This is a genomic window from Micromonospora sp. MH33 (assembly GCF_003013775.1).
In the GTDB taxonomy this organism is placed as follows: Bacteria; Actinomycetota; Actinomycetes; order Mycobacteriales; family Micromonosporaceae; genus Micromonospora; species Micromonospora fulviviridis.
Genome location: NZ_MUYZ01000142.1, coordinates 1 through 16,195 on the forward strand (window position 1 = coordinate 1; position 16,195 = coordinate 16,195).

Sequence of the window (16,195 nt, forward strand, 5' to 3'; positions counted from 1 at the left end):
GTCAGGACGCAGGTTGCGGTCCGCGCCCGAATCAGGCACCTGCTTGACGAGTACGACGATATTCATCGCGCTTCGACGACCCTCCTGTTTGGTGTAGCGATCACTCGCCCGGTCACGGGCGCAGCCTCGCGCGTGACTTAACGTTCGGTCAACCGCGCGCGGCTGTGCAGTTGCCCACGAGGCAATGTTACCCACAAGTAGCATCCACTCCCCGGAGCCTCAGAGTGACACAGCTCACCGGAGTCCGTCGTGCCGGGTAAGCTCCGGAAACAGGGAGGTGACGGATATGTCGGAAAAGCACGTTTCGATGGAGGCGGCGGGCGGCCCGCGTACCGCCCGCCGGGCCTGCCGTCGAATGCTCCCGGACGCCTACCGGTGCGCCTGCGGCCGGGTCCGTGACCGCTGCGTCCGCGCCAGCGTGCGGGCCCTCTGGTCGGCCGAGCCGGTCACGCGGGCTCGGCCAGCGCCTGCCTGATCTTGTCGATGACCGCGGCCTCGGCGGGCGCGATCCCCCGGTGGGCCTGCGCCACCCGGTCGGCGGCGGCCAGCACCACCGACCGGTACGCGTCGACGTCACCCGGCGACTTGGCCCCCAGGATCTCCACCGCCCGGCCCAGCGCCGGCAGCACGATCGCCTCGATCTCCAGCGCCGAGTCCCGCGGCAGCTGCGGCAGCGGGCCGGTGGTGAGGGCCTCCTTGACCACCCCGCTGGCGTCGCCCAGCGCCCCGGACGCGGCGATGCTCTCCCGCACCATGGCCAGCATCCCGGGCACGGCGTTGGAGACCAGGAACACGGCCCCGAAGGCTCCGGTCTTGAGGGTGAGCTGCTCGTCCGCCGTCAACCGCTCCATGATCACGGAGTGTAGACGTACGGGGTGGTCGTGGTGACCGCAACGAGCCCGAGCCGCTCCAGGATCGGCCGGCTGTCCGGCGAGCAGTCGACCTGCACCAGCGTCTTGCCGCGCTGCTCGGCCAGCCGCGCCCGGTACGCCACCAGCGCCCGGTAGACGCCCTTGCGCCGCCACTCCGGCAGGGTCGAGCCGCCCCACAGCGTGGCGAATCCGGTGTTGCGCAGGTAGCGCACCCAACCGGCGCTGACCACGGTGTCACCCGCCTCGGCCACCACGATCGTGATGGACTGCGGGTCGGCCTCGATCTCCTTCGCCAGGCCGGTCACAAGGTGGCTCCGGTCCTCATTCCAGACCGCCTCCTCCATGGCGGCGATCCGTTCCAGGTCCTCCCGCGAGGTGACCTCGCGCAGGCGTACCCCCTCGGGCAGCACCGGGACGGCGGCGGCCAGGGGCGCGACCGGGCCGACCACGACGGTCTCCAGGTCGTCCGGCACGAAGCCGGCGGCGCGCAGCCGATCACCCAGGTCGGCCGGCTCGTCGTGCCCGTTCAGCTTCCACTCGACCCCCTCGCCCCGGGCGCGGAAGAACTCGACCTGCCGCGCGATCAGGGCGTCCAGCTCGGCGCCGGCCAGCCCGTCCAGCGTCCGGTACGTGATGAAGCCGCGCCGGTCCAGGCCGAGGATCCGGACCAGCGGGCCGTCCCGGTCGATGGTCACCCCGGCCGGCAGCGGGTCCGGGATCTCCGGGCGGATCTGGGTGTCGTAGGCGTCGCGCAGGCTCCGCGCGTCAAGATCGGTCATCCCTTCAGGCTAGGCACCGGGCAAAGCGGATAATCGGCGACGTGTGGGAGACGATCAGGCGCTGGTTCGACCCGCGCGAGCTGCAGTCGGTCGGCAGCACCCCGGACTACCGCTTCTCGCTGGCCAACGAGCGGACCTTCCTGGCCTGGCTGCGTACCGGGCTGGCGCTGATCGCCGGCGGGCTGGCCGCTGCGCAGTTCCTGCCCCCGCTCCCCATCGCCCACCTGCGCGAGGTGATCGCCGTCGCGTTGCTGCTGCTCGGCGCCACGGTGGCGGTCCGGGCGGTGGACCACTGGGCCCGCACCGAGCGGGCCATCCGGCTGGGCGAGGAACTGCCCGCGTCCCGCTTCCCGGCCGTCCTGGCCCTGGTCGTCGCGCTGGGCGCGCTGCTGCTGGTGGTCGCCGTGCTGGTCCGGGGCCTGGGGTGAGCCGGGACCCGGGACTGCAACCGGAACGCACCCGGCTGGCCTGGCGGCGGACGCTGCTCGCGGTCACCGCGATCCTGGTGCTGGAGCTCCGGCTCGCGTTCACCGGCCGCGTGTTCGAGGCGCTGCTGGCCGGGCTCGCGGTGGTCATCTGGCTGGGCGTCCTGGTGGTCGACTGGCGCCGGGCCACCGGCGCGGGGCCGCGGGGTGTGCGGCGCTGGTCGATCCCGCTGACCGCGCTGGCGGCGGCCGGGCTGGCGCTGCTCGGCGTCCTGCACGTGCTCCGCGGGCTGCGCTGACCGTCCCCGGTGGGCCATGATGTCCGGCATGGTTCGCCTCTACGGTCTGCTCTTCCTGGCCCAGATCGTGCTCGCCGTCTGCGCGCTGATCAGCTGCCTCTCCGCCGAGGAGGGGGAGATCCGGGCGCTGCCCCGGATCGCCTGGGTGCTGATCATCCTGTTCTTCCCGCTGGTCGGCTCGATCGCCTGGTTCGTCGCCGGCCGTGAGGCGGGCGCCCGGTCGGCCCGGACCGCCTGGCCGATGGGGAACGGCTTCTCCGAGCAGCACAGCCGGCGGCCGGTCGCGCCGGACGACGACCCCGAGTTCCTATCCTCGCTCGCCGAGCGCTCCCGCACGGAGGACCAGGAGCGCCTCCGGCGCTGGGAGGAGGACCTGCGCCGGCGCGAGGAGGAGCTGCGCCGCGGGCAGGACGACCGGGACCGGCCGGAGGTCTGAGCGCCGCCGGCGGGCGCCGGCCGGGCACAATCGACGCCGTGCGGATCAGCCTGCTCGGCCCCCTGGAGCTGCGCGCCGACACCGGTACGCCGGTGGAGGTGGGCGGCGCCCGGCTGCGCCGGCTGCTGATCCTGCTGGCCCTGGAGCCGGGCCGGACGGTCACCGTCGGCCAGCTCACCGACGCGCTCTGGGCGGGCGAGTCGCCGGCGGGGGCGGCCAACGCGCTCCAGGCCCTGGTCTCGCGGCTGCGCCGGGCGGGGCTGCCCGTCGAGGCGCAGCCCGGCGGCTACCGGCTCGCCGTCGACCCGGACGACGTGGACGTGCACCGGTTCGAGGCCGCCGTCCGGGCCGCCCGGGCCCGGCTCGCGGACGACCCGGCCGAGGGCTGCCGGCTGCTGGCCGAGGCGCTGGACCTCTGGCGCGGCCCCGCCCTGGCCGACGTGGCTGACGTCGACTTCGCCCGGGCGCCGGTGGCCTGGCTCACCGAGCTGCGGCTCGCCGCCACCGAGGACCTGGTGCAGGCGCGGCTGGACCGGGCGACCGGGCCGGGGCGCGGGCCTGCCTCACGGAGGGCGCCCGGCTGGTGGGCGACCGCTCGATCGCCCCGCAGTGGCGGGCGCTCAACGCCTCCACCCTGGCCGTGCTGGACGCCGCCGACGGCGACCTGGTCTCCGCCCGGACCGGGCACGACCAGGCCCTGAAGCTGGCCGTCGGCTCGCAGGACGCCCCCGTGGTCGCGGCGGTGCTGGTCGGCTTCGCCGACCTGGCGCTGCGGCTCGACCGCCCGGCCGCCGCCGCCCGGCTGCTCGGTGCGGCGACCGGGATCCGGGGCGGCCCGGACCACGCGGTGCTGGACCGCCCCCGGGTGGAGGCGGCCAGGATGGTGGCCGGGTTGATCTCCACCCAGTGCTGGAGCCAGGACGGCATCTTGTCGGTCGGCACGAACGCGTTGCTGGTGAAGGTGAGCGGGAAGATCACCATGAAGCCGAAGATCTGCACCTTGTCCGGCTCGCTGACCAGCACCCCGACCAGCACCGAGATCCACGAGGCGGCCAGCGAGAAGACCAGCAGCAGGAGGAACGCGGCCAGCAGCCCGGCGAGCCCGTGGTTCACCCGGAAGCCGAGGATCATCCCGACGCCGATCAGCAGCGCCACCGACCACGCCTGCTTGACGGTGTCGGCGAGGATCCGGCCGGCCAGCGGCGCCCACCGGGCCACGGGCAGCGCCCGGAGCCGGTCGAAGACACCCTTGGTGAGGTCGGTGTTGAGCCCGAAGCCGGTGGTCATGGTGGCGAAGAAGGCGTTCTGCACGATGATCCCCGGCAGCGCGAACTTCAGGTAGTCGCTCGGCGAGCCGGCGATCGCGGTGCCGAAGACGTAGGTGAACAGCAGCACGAACATCACCGGCTGGATGCTCAGGTCGAGCAGTTCCATCGGGTTGTGCTTGATCTGCACGAGGCTGCGCCAGGCCAGGGTGAAGGTGTGCCGCAGGCCGGCGACCAGGCCCGGGCGGCGGGCCGGGGCGTGCGGGGCGGCGAGGGTGGCGGCGGTCATGCCGGGATCCTTTCCAGATCGGTGTCGGCGGGGGCGTCCTGCTCGGCGCGGTGACCGGTCAGGGAGAGGAAGACCTCGTCCAGGCTGGCGCCGCGCAGCGCCAGCTCGGCCACCGCGACCTCGGCGGCGTCGAGCCGGCGGACCATGGCCGGCAGCACGTCCGGGTCGTTCACCGGCACGGTGACGGTGGTCTGGGCGACCTCCGGGGCGGCCCCGGTGACCTCGGTGGCGACGGCCACCACGGTCGGCAGGTCGGTGGGGTCGGTCGGGCGGACGGTGAGCACCTGGCCACCGGTGCGCGCCTTCAGCTCCTCCGGGGTGCCCTGGGCGATCACCCGGCCGTGGTCGACCACCGCGATCTCGCCGGCGAGCTGGTCGGCCTCCTCCAGGTACTGGGTGGTGAGCAGCACGGTCACCCCGTCGGCGACCAGGGTGCGGACGACGTCCCACAGCTCGTTGCGGCTGCGGGGGTCGAGCCCGGTGGTCGGCTCGTCGAGGAAGAGCACCTGCGGGCGACCGACCAGGCTGGCGGCCAGGTCGAGCCGGCGGCGCATGCCGCCGGAGTAGGTCTTGGCGGCCCGCTCGGCCGCGTCGGTGAGCTGGAAGTCGGCCAGCAACGCCCGGGCCCGCGCCCGGGCGTCGGACCGGGACAGCCCGAGCAGCCGGCCGATGAGCAGCAGGTTCTCGGTGCCGGTCAGGTTCTCGTCGACCGAGGCGTACTGACCGGTGAGGCCGATCAGCTGGCGCACCCGGTGGGCGTCGCGGCGGACGTCGTAGCCGCCGACGGTGGCGTGCCCCTCGTCGGCGGCGAGCAGGGTGGCCAGCACCCGGACCGCGGTGGTCTTGCCCGCCCCGTTCGGCCCGAGCAGCCCGAACACCGTCCCGGTGGGGACGGCCAGGTCAACCCCGGCCAGCGCGGTGGTGGCGCCGAAGCGGCGCACCAGGCCCTCCGCGCGGATCGCGTACGTCATCGGAACTCCCGTCGTTCTCGCTGGTCACCCCACCATGAGCGACGGCGCTGACGTTACGGCGACAGGCGCTGACAGGCCGCTGATTTAACCTCCGGGCAGAACGGCGCGACCGCCGTCGCCGGTCACCCGGGCGACGGCGGTCGCGGTGTCGAGGTCAGGCCAGGTTCGACGAGCGGGGGTACGCGTCGGCCGGGTCGGTCAGCACGTTGACCAGGTACGGCACGCCGGCGTCGAAGGCGCGGGACAGGGCCGGGCCGAGGTCGGCGGCCTTCTCCACCGTCTCGCCCGCGCCGCCGAGCGCCTCAACCACCTTGTCGTAGCGCAGCCCGGGCTGGAGGTCGGCGGCCACGTCGTAGCCGTACATGGCCCGCATGGGGTGCTTCTCCAGGCCCCAGATGCCGTTGTTGCCGACCACGATCACGACGGGGAGCCGCTGGCGGGCCAGGGACTCCACGTCCATCAGCGAGAAGCCGGCCGCGCCGTCGCCCATCAGCACGCAGATCTGCCGGTCGGGGTGGCTGACCCGGGCACCCATGGCGTAGCCCATCCCGGTGCCCAGGCAGCCGTACGGGCCGGGGTCGAGCCAGGTGCCGGGCTGGGCCGGCTCCAGGTACTTACCGGCGTACGAGACGAAGTCGCCGCCGTCGCCGATCGTGATGGCGTCCGGGGCGAGCACCTTGCGCAGCTCGCCGTAGACCCGGGCCGGGCGGATCGGGTCGGTCTCGGCGGCCATCTCCGCCGCGTCGCGGGCCTTCGCGGCGTCCTCGGCCGTGCGCAGCTGGGCGATCCAGTCGGCGTGGCCGGCCCGGTCGCCGGGGTGCTCGGCGAACGCGGTGAGGATCAGCCGCAGGTCACCGGCGGGGGCGGCGGCCGGCTGGACGTGACCGGCCCGCTGGCTGGGCGCGTCCACCACGTGCACCACCTGCGCGTCGCCGAAGTCGCCGAAGGCGAGCCGGAAGTCGAGCGGGGTGCCGACCACCACGACCACGTCGGCGCCCTTGAGCGCGACCCGGCGGGCCTTGGCGAAGGCGAGCGGGTGCTCCGGCGGCAGCGCGCCCCGGCCCATGCCGTTGGTGAAGACCGGCACCTGCAGGGATTCGGCTGCGGCCCGCAACGCCTCGACGGCGTCGCCCGCGTACACGTCGGAACCGGCGATGATCACCGGCCGGGACGCGCCGGCGATCAGGGCGGCGGCCTTCGCGACCTCGTCCGGGTCGGCCTCGATCGCCGCCGGCGGGGTGACCGTGGGCAGGTCGGCCTCGCCGACCGAGAAGACCGCCTCCAGCGGGAAGTCGAGGAAGGCCGGGCCGCGGTGCGGGGTGAGCGCGGCGGTGAGCGCCGCGGTGACCGCGCGCGGGATGTCGTCGGCGCCGAACACCGTCTCGGCGTGCTTGGTGACCGGGGCGACCAGCGGCAGGTGGTCCATCTCCTGGAGGCTGCCGGAGCCCCAGCGGAACTGGGGGGCCCGCCCGCCGAGCACCAGCACCGGCGAAGCGTTGAAGAACGCGCTGGTCAGGCCGGAGACGCCGTTGGTGACACCGGGGCCGGCGGTGAGCACGGCCAGGCCGGGGCGGCGCTGGAGCTTCGCCACCGCCTCGGCGGCGAAGACGGCGGACTGCTCGTGCCGGACGTCGTAGATCGGGAAGCCGGTCCGGTGCGCGGCGTCGTAGAGGGGGAAGACGTGCCCGCCGGAGAGGGTGAACATCTCCCGTACGCCGTGCGCGCGCAGCGCCGCGAGGGCCAGCTCGCCGCCGTGCCCCTCGACCCGTTCCGTCATCGCCACTTCCCTTCGTCATGACCGGAGTCACACGCTACTGGCCGGTAGGCGGGATGTGAACCGTTCTCGGGTCGGCGGCGGGTGGGCCGCCGACCCGGACGGGCGGTTCAGCGGCCGGTGAAGCCCGGCTTGCGCTTCTCGACGAACGCGGCCATGCCCTCGCGCCGGTCATCGGTGGCGAACAGCGCCGCGAACAGCTGACTCTCCCAGGCCAGGCCGGAGTTGAGGTCCATGTCCAGGCCGCCGTCGACGGCCAGCTTGGCCGCCCGCAGCGCCTGCACCGGGCCGGTCAGGTACGGCTTCACGTAGGCGACGGCGGCCTCGTAGACCTCGGCGGCCGGGACCACCCTGTCGGCCAGGCCGATCCGCAGCGCCTCCTCGGCGTCGACCATCCGGCCCGTCATGATCAGGTCCTTGGCGCGGGCCGGGCCGACCAGGCGGGCCAGCCGCTGGGTGCCGCCGGCGCCCGGGATGATGCCGAGCTTGATCTCCGGCTGGCCGAGCTTGGCGTCCTCGGCCACGATCCGCCAGTCGCAGGCCAGGGCCAGCTCGCAGCCGCCACCGAGGGCGTACCCGGTGATCGCGGCGACCACCGGCTTGGGGATCCGGGCGATCGCGCCCAGCGCGCTGGACAGGTCGGCGGCCCGGTCGGCCATGTCCACGTAGGACATGTCGGCCATCTCCTTGATGTCCGCGCCGGCGGCGAAGACCTTCTCCCCGCCGTACACGATGACCGCGCGGACCTCCGCGTCGGCGGTGGCCGCCGCGGCGGCGGCGCGCAACTCCTCCTGCACCTGGGTGTTCAGCGCGTTCATCGGCGGCCGCTCCAGCCGGATGGTGCCGATGCCGTCCTTCACTTCCAGCCTGACGAACTCGCCCACACTGCCCTCACTTCCTCGTCGAAGTCGCGTGCCAACCTTACGACCAGGGTCGTTGGGGTAGACAGTGTGGTGTCGACGGCTCCAGGTCGCTGCGCGGCGTCAGACGCGCCGAGCTGGAGGTGTCGCCGCCCCGCCACCGGGAGTGAGGCCATGATCACCTACTACGACGACCGCTCGGTCCGGATCACCTCCACCGCCGTCCGGGTCGACGGGCGCACCTATCCCCTCGCCGAGCTGGGCATGGTGTGGCACCGCCGGGGCAACCGCTCCTGGCGGGTGCTCGCCGGCCGGGGCGCGATCGGGGCGGCCCTCGCCGGCCCGCTGGTGGCCGCCGTGCTCGGCATCGGCCTGGCGGTCTGGCTGCACCGCTCCGCCGTGGTCACGATCGCCATCGTCGGCGCGTCCGTGCTGGTCGGCCTCGGCGTCGGGCCGCTCGCCGACGTGCTCTTCGAACACCTCGACCGGTCGTACGCCCGGGGCAGCCGGGAGTGGGAGATGTGGGCGCGCTGGCGGGGCCAGCCGGTGCGACTACTGCACACCGGCGACGCGCTCCGCTTCGGCCAGATCTACCGGGCGGTGCAGCGGGCCATGGAGAGCGCGTCCGCCACTCAGAAGGCGATCGGCTCGTCGGGCAGCAGCCCGAGGCCGCGCAGCAGGCCGTAGGTGTCCTGCTCGCCCCAGAACTGGACGATCCGCCCGCCGGCCAGCCGGTACATCTTGCACGCGCTCTGCACCGTGGTCGCGCCGGTCGCGTCCCGCCGGTAGGTCTGCGCCATCGAGACCACCACCCGGTCCTCGGCCGCGAAGATCTCCAGGATCTGCTGGTCGAGCACGGTCAACCCCGGCGAGGAGACGGCCGCCTCGGGGTACCGCCGCCCGCGCACCGCCGTGCCGGAGCCGTAGACCTCCACGTCCTCGGCGACCACCTCGGCCAGCTCGGCCAGGTCCTTCGTGACGAAGGTCCGCAGGTACCGCCGGACCACCTCGACGTTGCGCTGCTGCTCGGTGCTGGCCGCCTCGGCTCCGTCCCGGTCCACCATGCCGGCACGCTACCCCGGCCCCCGGTTCCCGCACCGTCCCCACTGGACTCCGGATGGTTAGGCTGAGTGATGACCCTCTATTACCGGGACGACGCGGTACAGGTCACCTCCCAGGCCATCCATGCCGGCGGGCACGTCGTCGCGCTCGCCGACATCACGTACGTCTGGCACGCCCGCGGCGCGACCACCCTCGCGGTCCGGGGCCGGGTCCTGGGGCGCGGGGTGCTGGTCCTGCTGCTGTCGCTGCCGCCGCTCGTGGCGCTGGTCTGCGTGCTCTCGCTGGCGTGGGCCGCGCAGGACCGGGGCGACTGGAAGCTGGCGCTGGTCATCCTGGCGGCGTTCGTGGTGGTCGGGCTCGCCCTGACCCCGTTCCTGGAGGTGCCGCTCGGCTGGCTGGACCGCTCCTACGAGCGCGGCAACCGGGTGCACGAACTCTGGGTGCAGCACCACGGGCGGGAGGTGCTCCTGCTGCGCACCCCCGACGCGCTCCGGTTCGGGCAGATCTACCGGGCCGTGCAGCGCGCCGTCGAGCAGCAGGGCGACCACCGGTGACCGCCGGCGGGCGGTCCTGGCCGGCGGGACGCACACTGGGTGGCATGGCGATTCCCCTCCCCCGCCCCGGCGCCGTCGTCGGGCTCACCCGTTCCGCCCTGGACCAGGCGCTCGGCTCGGCCGCCGCGTTCGCCGCCGTGCCGGCCCGCGCCTTCGCGGTGCTCGACGAGGTGGAGACGCTGCTGCGGCGGATCAACGGGGTGGTCGACCGGATCGAGGGCACCCTGGACCGCACGGACCGGGTGCTCGACGACGCGGAGGCGGCGGTCCGGGAGATCGCCGTGATCAGCGCCGCCGCCACCGAGGCGATCGAGACCGCCACCGACGTCGCCACGGCCGCCGCCGTCGTGGTGGGCGAGGCCGACCGGGTGGCCCGGGCGGCGGGCACCCTGGTCGTCGAGGCCGACGCGGTGGCCGCCCGGGCCGCCGGCACGGTGGTCGCCGCCGAGAAGGCGGCCGGCACCGCGGCCGAGCTGCTGGGCGCGTACGAGCCGGCGCTGCGCCGGGCCGCGCCGATGGCGGCCCGGTTCGTCGAGCAGCTCAGCCCGGAGGAGGTGACCGCGGCGATCCGGCTGGTCGACGAGCTGCCGAAGCTGAAGGAGCACCTGACCTCGGACGTGCTGCCGATCCTGGCCACCCTGGACCGGGTCGGCCCGGACCTGCACGACCTGCTGGCCGTCACGCGGGACCTCAAGCTGGCCGTGGCCGGCATCCCCGGGCTGGGCATGCTGCGCCGCCGGGGCGAACGCCTGACCGACGAGCCCGTCGACTGACCGTCAGCAGTCGCAGGCGACCGCGGACCGGGGCGCGGTCAGCTCGTCCGCCCGGCGGCGCACCGTGCCGGTCGGGGTGACCACCGGCAGCCCCTCCCGCGCCCAGTACTCGAAGCCGCCGAGCATCTCCTTCACGGGCCGGCCGAGCCGGGCGAACTCCAGCGCCGCCCGGGTGGCGCCGTTGCAGCCCGGCCCCCAGCAGTACGTCACCACCGTCGACCCGGCCGGCACGAGTTCGGCGGCCCGGGCGGCGATCTCGGCGGTGGGCAGGTGCAGTGCGCCCGGCAGGTGGCCCTGCCGCCACGCGGCGTCGCCCCGCGAGTCGACCACCACCAGTCCGGGCGTGCCGGCCTCCAGCGCGGCGTGCACGTCGCTGACGTCGGTCTCGAAGCTGAGTCGGGCGCGGAAGTGGGCGGCGGCGGTCGCCGGGTCGGCCGGCGGCACGGAGAAGGTCATGTCCCGATCCTGCGGCCCGTCGGGACACCGGCAGGAGTGGCGTGATCGCCGTCCTTCGCTAACATCCCGCCATGACCTCCGTCGACCGGACCGTGGCGGTGCTCGCGTACCCGGGGATGTCGGTCTTCGAGACCGGCATCGTGACCGAGGTGTTCGGGCTGCCCCGGCCGGAGCTGGAGGTCGACTGGTACCGGCTCACCGTCTGCGCGGAGCGCCCCGGCCCGGTGCCGGTCGTCGGCGGGGCCGCACTGCACACCCCGTACGGCCTGGAGACCCTCGCCGCAGCCGGCACGGTGATCCTGCCCGGGGTGCCGGACGTGACCGTCGACCCGTCACCGGAGCTGGTGGCCGCGCTGCGCCGGGCGCACCGCCGGGGCGCCCGGCTCATGTCGATCTGCTCCGGCGCCTTCGCCCTGGCCGGCGCCGGCCTCCTCGACGGCCGGCGGGCCACCACCCACTGGCGGTACGCCGACCTGCTGGCCCGCCGCCATCCGGCGGTCACGGTCGACCCCGACGTGCTCTACCTGGACGATGGCGACATCCTCACCAGCGCGGGCAGCGCCGCCGGGCTGGACCTCTGCGTGCACGTGGTGCGGCGCGACTTCGGCGCGGCCGTGGCCAACGCGGTGGCCCGCCGGCTGGTGATCCCGCCGCACCGCGACGGCGGGCAGGCGCAGTTCATCGAGGCGCCGGTGAGCGTCGACCCGGACGACGACCGGATCGCCGCGAGCCTGGCCTGGGCGGTCCGCCACCTGGCCGAGCCGCTGACCGTGGCGGCGCTGGCCCGGCAGGCGCACCTGTCGACCCGCAGCTACCTGCGGCACTTCGCCCGGGCCACCGGGACCAGCCCGATCCGCTGGCTCATCGACCAGCGGGTGCGGGCCAGCCTGGCACTGCTGGAGACGACCGACGCCCCGGTGGCCGAGATCGCGGCGGCGGTCGGCTTCGACAGCCCGGTCACCTACCGGCACCATTTCGGCCGGGCCATGCGGACGTCGCCGTCGGCGTACCGGCGGGCGTTCCGGGCCGGCGCCGCCGAGGTCAGACCGGCCGGCTGAACAGCTCGTCGATCTCCACCCGGCGGGGCAGCGCCACCGAGGCGCCCAGCCGGCGGGCGCAGGCCGCCCCGGCCGCCGCCGCCCAGTGCACCGCCTCGACCAGCTCGCGCCCCTCGCCCCAGGCCACCGCGAGGGCGGCCGTGAAGGCGTCACCGGCGGCCGTGGAGTCGACCACGTCGACCTTCACGGCCGGGACGTGCACGGCCGGCCGGTCGCGCTCGACGTACCAGGCGCCGTCGCCGCCGAGCGTGAGCACCGCGCGGGGCACCAGTTCCAGCAGCGCCGCCGGCTCGTCCCGGCCCCGGCCGGTGAGCGCCTGCGCCTCCGTCTCGTTGACCACCAGCAGGTCGACCGCGGCCAGCAGCTCCGCCGGCACCGGCCGGGCGGGCGCCGCGTTGAGCACCACCCGGGTGCCGGCCGACCGGGCCGCCAGCGCCGCCGCGGTCACCGTCTCGACCGGCACCTCCAGCTGCGCGACCAGCACGTCCGCCTCGCGTACGGCGGCCAGCTCACCCTCGGTGAGCCCGGTGAACGCCTCGTTTGCGCCGGGCGTGACGAGGATGGCGTTCTCCCCCGCGCCGCCGACCATGACCAGGGCGACGCCGGAGGCGCCGTACACCACCCGGAGGTGGCCGGTGTCGACGCCGGCCGCGGTGATCCGGGCCTTGAGGGTGACCCCGAAGGCGTCCGAGCCGATCGCGCCGAGGAAGACGCAGGACGCGCCGGCGCGCACGGCGGCGACGGCCTGGTTGGCGCCCTTGCCGCCGGGCAGCATGACGAAGTCGCTGCCGAGCACGGTCTCCCCCGGCCGGGGCAGCGCGGCGGCGGTGCCGACGAGGTCCATGTTCGCGCTGCCCACCACGGCGACCCGGGTCTGCTGCACGGCGTCGACTCCCGTCGGGCTCAGGCGGCGCGCGCGGTCCAGCGCTCGCCGGCCCGCGACACGACCAGCGGCAGGCCGAACGTCTTCGACAGGTTGTCGGCCGTGAGGGTCTCGGCGAGCAGGCCCTGCGCCACGACGCCTCCCTCGCGCAGCAGCAGCGCGTGGGTGAAGCCCGGCGGGATCTCCTCGACGTGGTGGGTGACCAGCACCATGGCCGGGGCGTCCGGGTCGTACGCCAGCTCGGCGAGCCGGGCGACCAGGTCCTCGCGGCCGCCGAGGTCGAGCCCGGCGGCCGGCTCGTCGAGCAGCAGCAGCTCCGGGTCGGTCATCAGGGCCCGGGCGATCTGCACCCGCTTGCGCTCGCCCTCGGAGAGCGTGCCGTACGTCCGCTCGGCGAGGTGGGCGACGCCGAGCTGGCCGAGCAGCGCGCGGGCCCGGGACTCGTCGGTGCGGTCGTAGCTCTCCCGCCAGCGGCCGACCACCGACCAGGCCGCGGTCACCACGACGTCGGTGACCCGCTCGTCGCCGGGGATCCGCTCGGCGAGCGTGGCGGTGGAGAGGCCGATCCGGGTCCGCAGCTCGTTGACGTCGGTGCGGCCGATCCGCTCGCCGAGCACGTGCGCCACGCCGGTGGTCGGGTGCAGCCGGCCGGCGGCCAGGTTGAGCAGGGTGGTCTTGCCGGCGCCGTTCGGGCCGAGCACCACCCAGCGTTCGTCCAGCTCGACCCGCCAGTCGACGTCCTGCAGCAGCGCGCTGCCGGAGCGCCGGACGCCGACGTTGTCGAGGCTGACCACCAGATCCGCGTCCACGGGTGCGGGGGCGGGGGCGCCGACGGCGCCGGGGATCAGGTCACCAGTCACGGTTCCCATCCAACCACGCAGCCGGCCCGGTGCCCCCCACGGGCGGCGTCGCGGCCATAGGGTGGGGCGCCGTGTCGTTGGTCACCACTTCGGGAGGACGCCTCATGCCCGACCGCTGCCGGGAGGCGTGCGGATGAGCGCGGTCATCGAGATCGCCGGTCTCCGCAAGACGTTCCACACCCTGCGTCAGGGACGCCGGGTCGCCGTCGACGGCTTCGACCTGCTGGTCGAGAGCGGGCAGGTGCACGGCTTCCTCGGGCCGAACGGCTCGGGGAAGACCACCACGCTGCGCGCCCTGCTCGGGCTGGTGCGCGCCGACGCGGGCCGGATGAGCGTGCTCGGGGCCGACTCCCCGGAGCGGCTGGCCGAGGTGGCCGGGCGGGTCGGCGCGATCGTGGAGAGCCCCCAGTTCTTCGGCAACTTCACCGCCCACCGGACGCTGCGGCTGCTGGCGCTGGCCGGCGGCGTGCCCACCACCCGGGTCGACGAGGTGCTGGAGCAGGTCGGCCTGCGGGACCGGGGCGACGAGCGGGTCAAGGGCTACTCGCTGGGCATGAAGCAGCGGCTGGCAGTCGCCTCGGCGCTGCTCAAGGACCCGGAGCTGCTGATCCTGGACGAGCCGGCGAACGGCCTGGACCCGGCCGGCATCCGGGAGATGCGCGACCTCATGCGGTCGCTCGCCGCGGCCGGGGTGACCGTGCTGCTGTCCAGCCACATCCTGGCCGAGATCCAGCTCATCTGCGACCACGTGACGATCATCAGCCGGGGCCGGCGGGTCGCGTACGGGCCGGTGGCAGAGGTGCTGGCCGGCTTCGACCAGCACCAGTGGCAGGTCCGGGTGGCCGAGCCCGAGCGGGCCGTGGAGCTGCTCGGCCGCGCCGGCCTGTCGGTGACCGCGTACCCCGAGCACCTGGTGGTGACCGGGGTCGTCGACCCGGAGCTGATCAGTCGCACGCTGGGCGAGCAGGGCCTCTGGGTGCGCGAACTGGTCCCGCTCCGGCCGGACCTGGAAAGTGTCTTCCTGGAGCTGACCGGCGACCACCCGCATCCGGTGCTGCCCCGCCAGGTGGACGGGGCCCCGCCGCTCGACGGTGTGATCGACCTGGACGTCCGGGAGAGCCGGGAGGTGGACGCGTGAACCTGGTCCGTGCCGAGCTGGAGCGGCTGGCCGCCCGCCGCTTCGTGCAGCTCATGGTGCTGCTGCTGGTGGTCGCCTTCGCGGTGACCGTGGCGACCACGCTGGCCGGTTCGCACCGGCCCACGCCGGTGGAGCTGAGCCGGGCCCAGGCGCAGGCCGCCGGGCAGGTGCGCGACATGGAGCTGGCGCACGACCGCTGCCTGCGGATCAAGGCGGGCACGGTGACCCCGGACGAGAACGACTACCTGCCCCGGGACTGCGCGCAGATCGACCCCGCGCGGATGGAGAAGCTGCCGGCCGCCTCCGACTACCTCAGCGGCGTGTTCGTCTTCGCCAACGAGGCGGAGCCGCTGCTCTACTTCCTGATCGCGTTCCTGGCGATGTTCGGGTTCCTGGTCGGCGCCTCCTACATCGGCGCCGACCTGAACTCGGGCGGCGTGGTCAACCTGCTGCTCTGGCGGCCGCGGCGGATCGCCGTGCTCGGCGCCAAGTTGGGCACGCTGCTCGGCGGGCTGCTCGGGCTCTCCGCGCTGGCGTCGGTGGCGTACCTGGGGGTGTTCTGGCTGATCGGCGAGGCGTCCGGGTTGACCGGCCGGCTCAGTGGCGAGTTCTGGTCGTCGCTCGGCATCGTCTGGGTGCGGGGCCTGGTGCTGGTGCTGCTGGCCGCGGCGCTCGGCTTCGCCGTGGCCACGCTGGGCCGGCACACCTCGGCGGCGCTCGGCACGGTGGCCGCCTACCTCGTGTTGTGGGAGCTGGGCGCGCGGCTGGTGTTCCAGATCCTGGAGGTGGCCCGCCCGGAGCGGTTCATGCTCTCCAGCTACCTGGCGGCCTGGCTGAGCGGCGAGGCCCGGTTCTGGGACGGCAGCGCCTGCGACGACGGCATCGGCGGCTTCTGCGACGGCTTCTACACGCTGGGCTGGGCGCCGGGGCTGGTGGTCCTGCTCGGCCTGACCGTGGCCCTGGTCGTGGCGGCCTTCGCGGTGTTCCGCCGCCGCGACCTGATCTGAGCCGCGCCGGTGCGGCGCCCGACCAGGGGCCGCACCGGCAACTCCTTGCAGAGGCTCGCTGCTTCGTGAAGAATTCCTTCACATGGCGGCGCGGGCGACGACGGGCCGGCGGTCAGCCGACCGTCGAGCCGAACACCTCGTCGCGCACCGCGTCCAGGGCGGTACGCAGCGCGCCGCGCAGGATCGGCTCCTCGGTCAGCCCGGTGCTCACCACCCGCGGCCGGACCAGGGTGATGGCGGCGACCTCGTGCTGCACCCGCTCGGCCAGCGCCGCCCCGCCGGCCCGCCCCACCTCGCCGGCCAGCACCACGAGCGGCGGGTCGAGCACCACACAGGTGCTCGCCACTCCGAGCGCCAGCCGGCGGGCCAACTCGTCCAGCATCGGGCCGCCAGCGGTGCCGGCGGCGATGGCGGCGCGCACCGCGTCGGCCGCG

19 protein-coding genes and 2 pseudogenes are annotated in these 16,195 nt (G+C 74.6%); 10 read left to right on the forward strand and 11 right to left on the reverse strand.

Translation table 11 applies throughout. The annotated features are described in order from the left end of the window. Nucleotides 1-446 precede the first annotated feature (446 nt). Nucleotides 447-851 carry a hypothetical protein gene (locus B0E53_RS20785; protein ID WP_107077597.1) on the reverse strand — a complete coding sequence of 135 codons (405 nt, stop codon included), beginning with the start codon at nucleotides 849-851 and terminating at the stop codon, nucleotides 447-449. A 2-nt stretch (nucleotides 852-853) separates the two neighbouring features. Then, on the reverse strand, nucleotides 854-1,651 hold the full coding sequence (locus B0E53_RS20790) for a GNAT family N-acetyltransferase (protein ID WP_107077598.1): 798 nt from the start codon (nucleotides 1,649-1,651) through the stop codon (nucleotides 854-856). Between the two features lie 41 nt (nucleotides 1,652-1,692). Between B0E53_RS20790 and B0E53_RS20795 the strand changes: the two genes are divergently transcribed. From B0E53_RS20795 to B0E53_RS39535, 4 genes and pseudogenes are all read left to right on the forward strand, one after another. Continuing rightward, on the forward strand, nucleotides 1,693-2,079 hold the full coding sequence (locus B0E53_RS20795; RefSeq protein WP_107077599.1) for a DUF202 domain-containing protein: 387 nt from the start codon (nucleotides 1,693-1,695) through the stop codon (nucleotides 2,077-2,079). Further along, the gene (locus B0E53_RS20800; RefSeq protein WP_107077600.1) at nucleotides 2,076-2,375 is read left to right on the forward strand and encodes a DUF202 domain-containing protein; all 300 of its coding nucleotides are present in this window, start codon (nucleotides 2,076-2,078) and stop codon (nucleotides 2,373-2,375) included. The genes B0E53_RS20795 and B0E53_RS20800 overlap by 4 nt, the downstream gene beginning before the upstream one ends. Before the next feature lie 28 nt (nucleotides 2,376-2,403). Next, nucleotides 2,404-2,811, forward strand: coding sequence for a PLD nuclease N-terminal domain-containing protein (locus tag B0E53_RS20805; RefSeq protein WP_107077601.1), 408 nt, complete (start codon nucleotides 2,404-2,406; stop codon nucleotides 2,809-2,811). A gap of 98 nt (nucleotides 2,812-2,909) precedes the next feature. Then, nucleotides 2,910-3,284 (forward strand): annotated as a pseudogene (locus tag B0E53_RS39535) (BTAD domain-containing putative transcriptional regulator); the annotation flags it as partial. A 7-nt stretch (nucleotides 3,285-3,291) separates the two neighbouring features. Here the strand turns inward: B0E53_RS39535 and B0E53_RS39540 are convergent. The 4 genes from B0E53_RS39540 to B0E53_RS20830 all read right to left on the reverse strand — a co-directional run bounded on the left by B0E53_RS39540 (nucleotide 3,292) and on the right by B0E53_RS20830 (nucleotide 7,994). After that, nucleotides 3,292-4,365 carry an ABC transporter permease gene (locus B0E53_RS39540; RefSeq protein ID WP_246835518.1) on the reverse strand — a complete coding sequence of 358 codons (1,074 nt, stop codon included), beginning with the start codon at nucleotides 4,363-4,365 and terminating at the stop codon, nucleotides 3,292-3,294. Beyond that, nucleotides 4,362-5,336, reverse strand: a complete 975-nt coding sequence (locus tag B0E53_RS20820) for an ATP-binding cassette domain-containing protein (protein ID WP_107077602.1) — start codon at nucleotides 5,334-5,336, stop codon at nucleotides 4,362-4,364. The genes B0E53_RS39540 and B0E53_RS20820 overlap by 4 nt, the downstream gene beginning before the upstream one ends. A gap of 154 nt (nucleotides 5,337-5,490) precedes the next feature. After that, complete coding sequence (locus tag B0E53_RS20825) at nucleotides 5,491-7,113, reverse strand: acetolactate synthase (protein ID WP_107077615.1); 1,623 nt, start codon at nucleotides 7,111-7,113, stop codon at nucleotides 5,491-5,493. A 107-nt stretch (nucleotides 7,114-7,220) separates the two neighbouring features. After that, the gene (locus B0E53_RS20830; protein ID WP_107077603.1) at nucleotides 7,221-7,994 is read right to left on the reverse strand and encodes an enoyl-CoA hydratase-related protein; all 774 of its coding nucleotides are present in this window, start codon (nucleotides 7,992-7,994) and stop codon (nucleotides 7,221-7,223) included. Nucleotides 7,995-8,144: 150 nt separating this feature from the next. Here B0E53_RS20830 and B0E53_RS20835 point away from each other — a divergent pair, with 150 nt between their 5' ends. Further along, nucleotides 8,145-8,657, forward strand: coding sequence for a DUF6232 family protein (locus tag B0E53_RS20835; protein WP_107077604.1), 513 nt, complete (start codon nucleotides 8,145-8,147; stop codon nucleotides 8,655-8,657). Here B0E53_RS20835 and B0E53_RS20840 read toward each other — a convergent pair. Further along, complete coding sequence (locus B0E53_RS20840; RefSeq protein ID WP_107077605.1) at nucleotides 8,603-9,034, reverse strand: nuclear transport factor 2 family protein; 432 nt, start codon at nucleotides 9,032-9,034, stop codon at nucleotides 8,603-8,605. The two genes, B0E53_RS20835 and B0E53_RS20840, sit on opposite strands and share 55 nt — an antisense overlap. A gap of 69 nt (nucleotides 9,035-9,103) precedes the next feature. Here B0E53_RS20840 and B0E53_RS20845 point away from each other — a divergent pair, with 69 nt between their 5' ends. After that, nucleotides 9,104-9,586 (forward strand): DUF6232 family protein, encoded by a 483-nt coding sequence (locus B0E53_RS20845; RefSeq protein WP_107077606.1) that lies wholly within the window; start codon nucleotides 9,104-9,106, stop codon nucleotides 9,584-9,586. Nucleotides 9,587-9,630: 44 nt separating this feature from the next. Next, entirely contained in the window at nucleotides 9,631-10,359 is a 729-nt protein-coding gene (locus B0E53_RS20850) for a hypothetical protein (RefSeq protein WP_107077607.1), read from the forward strand. A 3-nt stretch (nucleotides 10,360-10,362) separates the two neighbouring features. Here B0E53_RS20850 and B0E53_RS20855 read toward each other — a convergent pair whose 3' ends face one another. Beyond that, the gene (locus B0E53_RS20855) at nucleotides 10,363-10,815 is read right to left on the reverse strand and encodes a rhodanese-like domain-containing protein (RefSeq protein ID WP_107077608.1); all 453 of its coding nucleotides are present in this window, start codon (nucleotides 10,813-10,815) and stop codon (nucleotides 10,363-10,365) included. Nucleotides 10,816-10,886: 71 nt separating this feature from the next. Between B0E53_RS20855 and ftrA the strand changes: the two genes are divergently transcribed. Further along, nucleotides 10,887-11,873 carry a transcriptional regulator FtrA gene (gene ftrA / locus B0E53_RS20860; protein WP_107077609.1) on the forward strand — a complete coding sequence of 329 codons (987 nt, stop codon included), beginning with the start codon at nucleotides 10,887-10,889 and terminating at the stop codon, nucleotides 11,871-11,873. Here ftrA and B0E53_RS20865 read toward each other — a convergent pair. Next, entirely contained in the window at nucleotides 11,857-12,756 is a 900-nt protein-coding gene (locus tag B0E53_RS20865) for a ribokinase (RefSeq protein ID WP_107077610.1), read from the reverse strand. The genes ftrA and B0E53_RS20865 overlap by 17 nt on opposite strands. A 20-nt stretch (nucleotides 12,757-12,776) precedes the next feature. After that, nucleotides 12,777-13,625, reverse strand: coding sequence for an ABC transporter ATP-binding protein (locus tag B0E53_RS20870; protein WP_210406157.1), 849 nt, complete (start codon nucleotides 13,623-13,625; stop codon nucleotides 12,777-12,779). Nucleotides 13,626-13,749: 124 nt separating this feature from the next. Here B0E53_RS20870 and B0E53_RS20875 point away from each other — a divergent pair, with 124 nt between their 5' ends. Further along, nucleotides 13,750-14,754, forward strand: a complete 1,005-nt coding sequence (locus tag B0E53_RS20875; RefSeq protein ID WP_107077612.1) for an ATP-binding cassette domain-containing protein — start codon at nucleotides 13,750-13,752, stop codon at nucleotides 14,752-14,754. Beyond that, nucleotides 14,751-15,761 (forward strand): ABC transporter permease subunit, encoded by a 1,011-nt coding sequence (locus B0E53_RS20880; protein ID WP_107077613.1) that lies wholly within the window; start codon nucleotides 14,751-14,753, stop codon nucleotides 15,759-15,761. The genes B0E53_RS20875 and B0E53_RS20880 overlap by 4 nt, the downstream gene beginning before the upstream one ends. Before the next feature lie 112 nt (nucleotides 15,762-15,873). Here B0E53_RS20880 and B0E53_RS20885 read toward each other — a convergent pair. Further along, nucleotides 15,874-16,195 (reverse strand): annotated as a pseudogene (locus B0E53_RS20885) (ROK family protein); the annotation flags it as partial.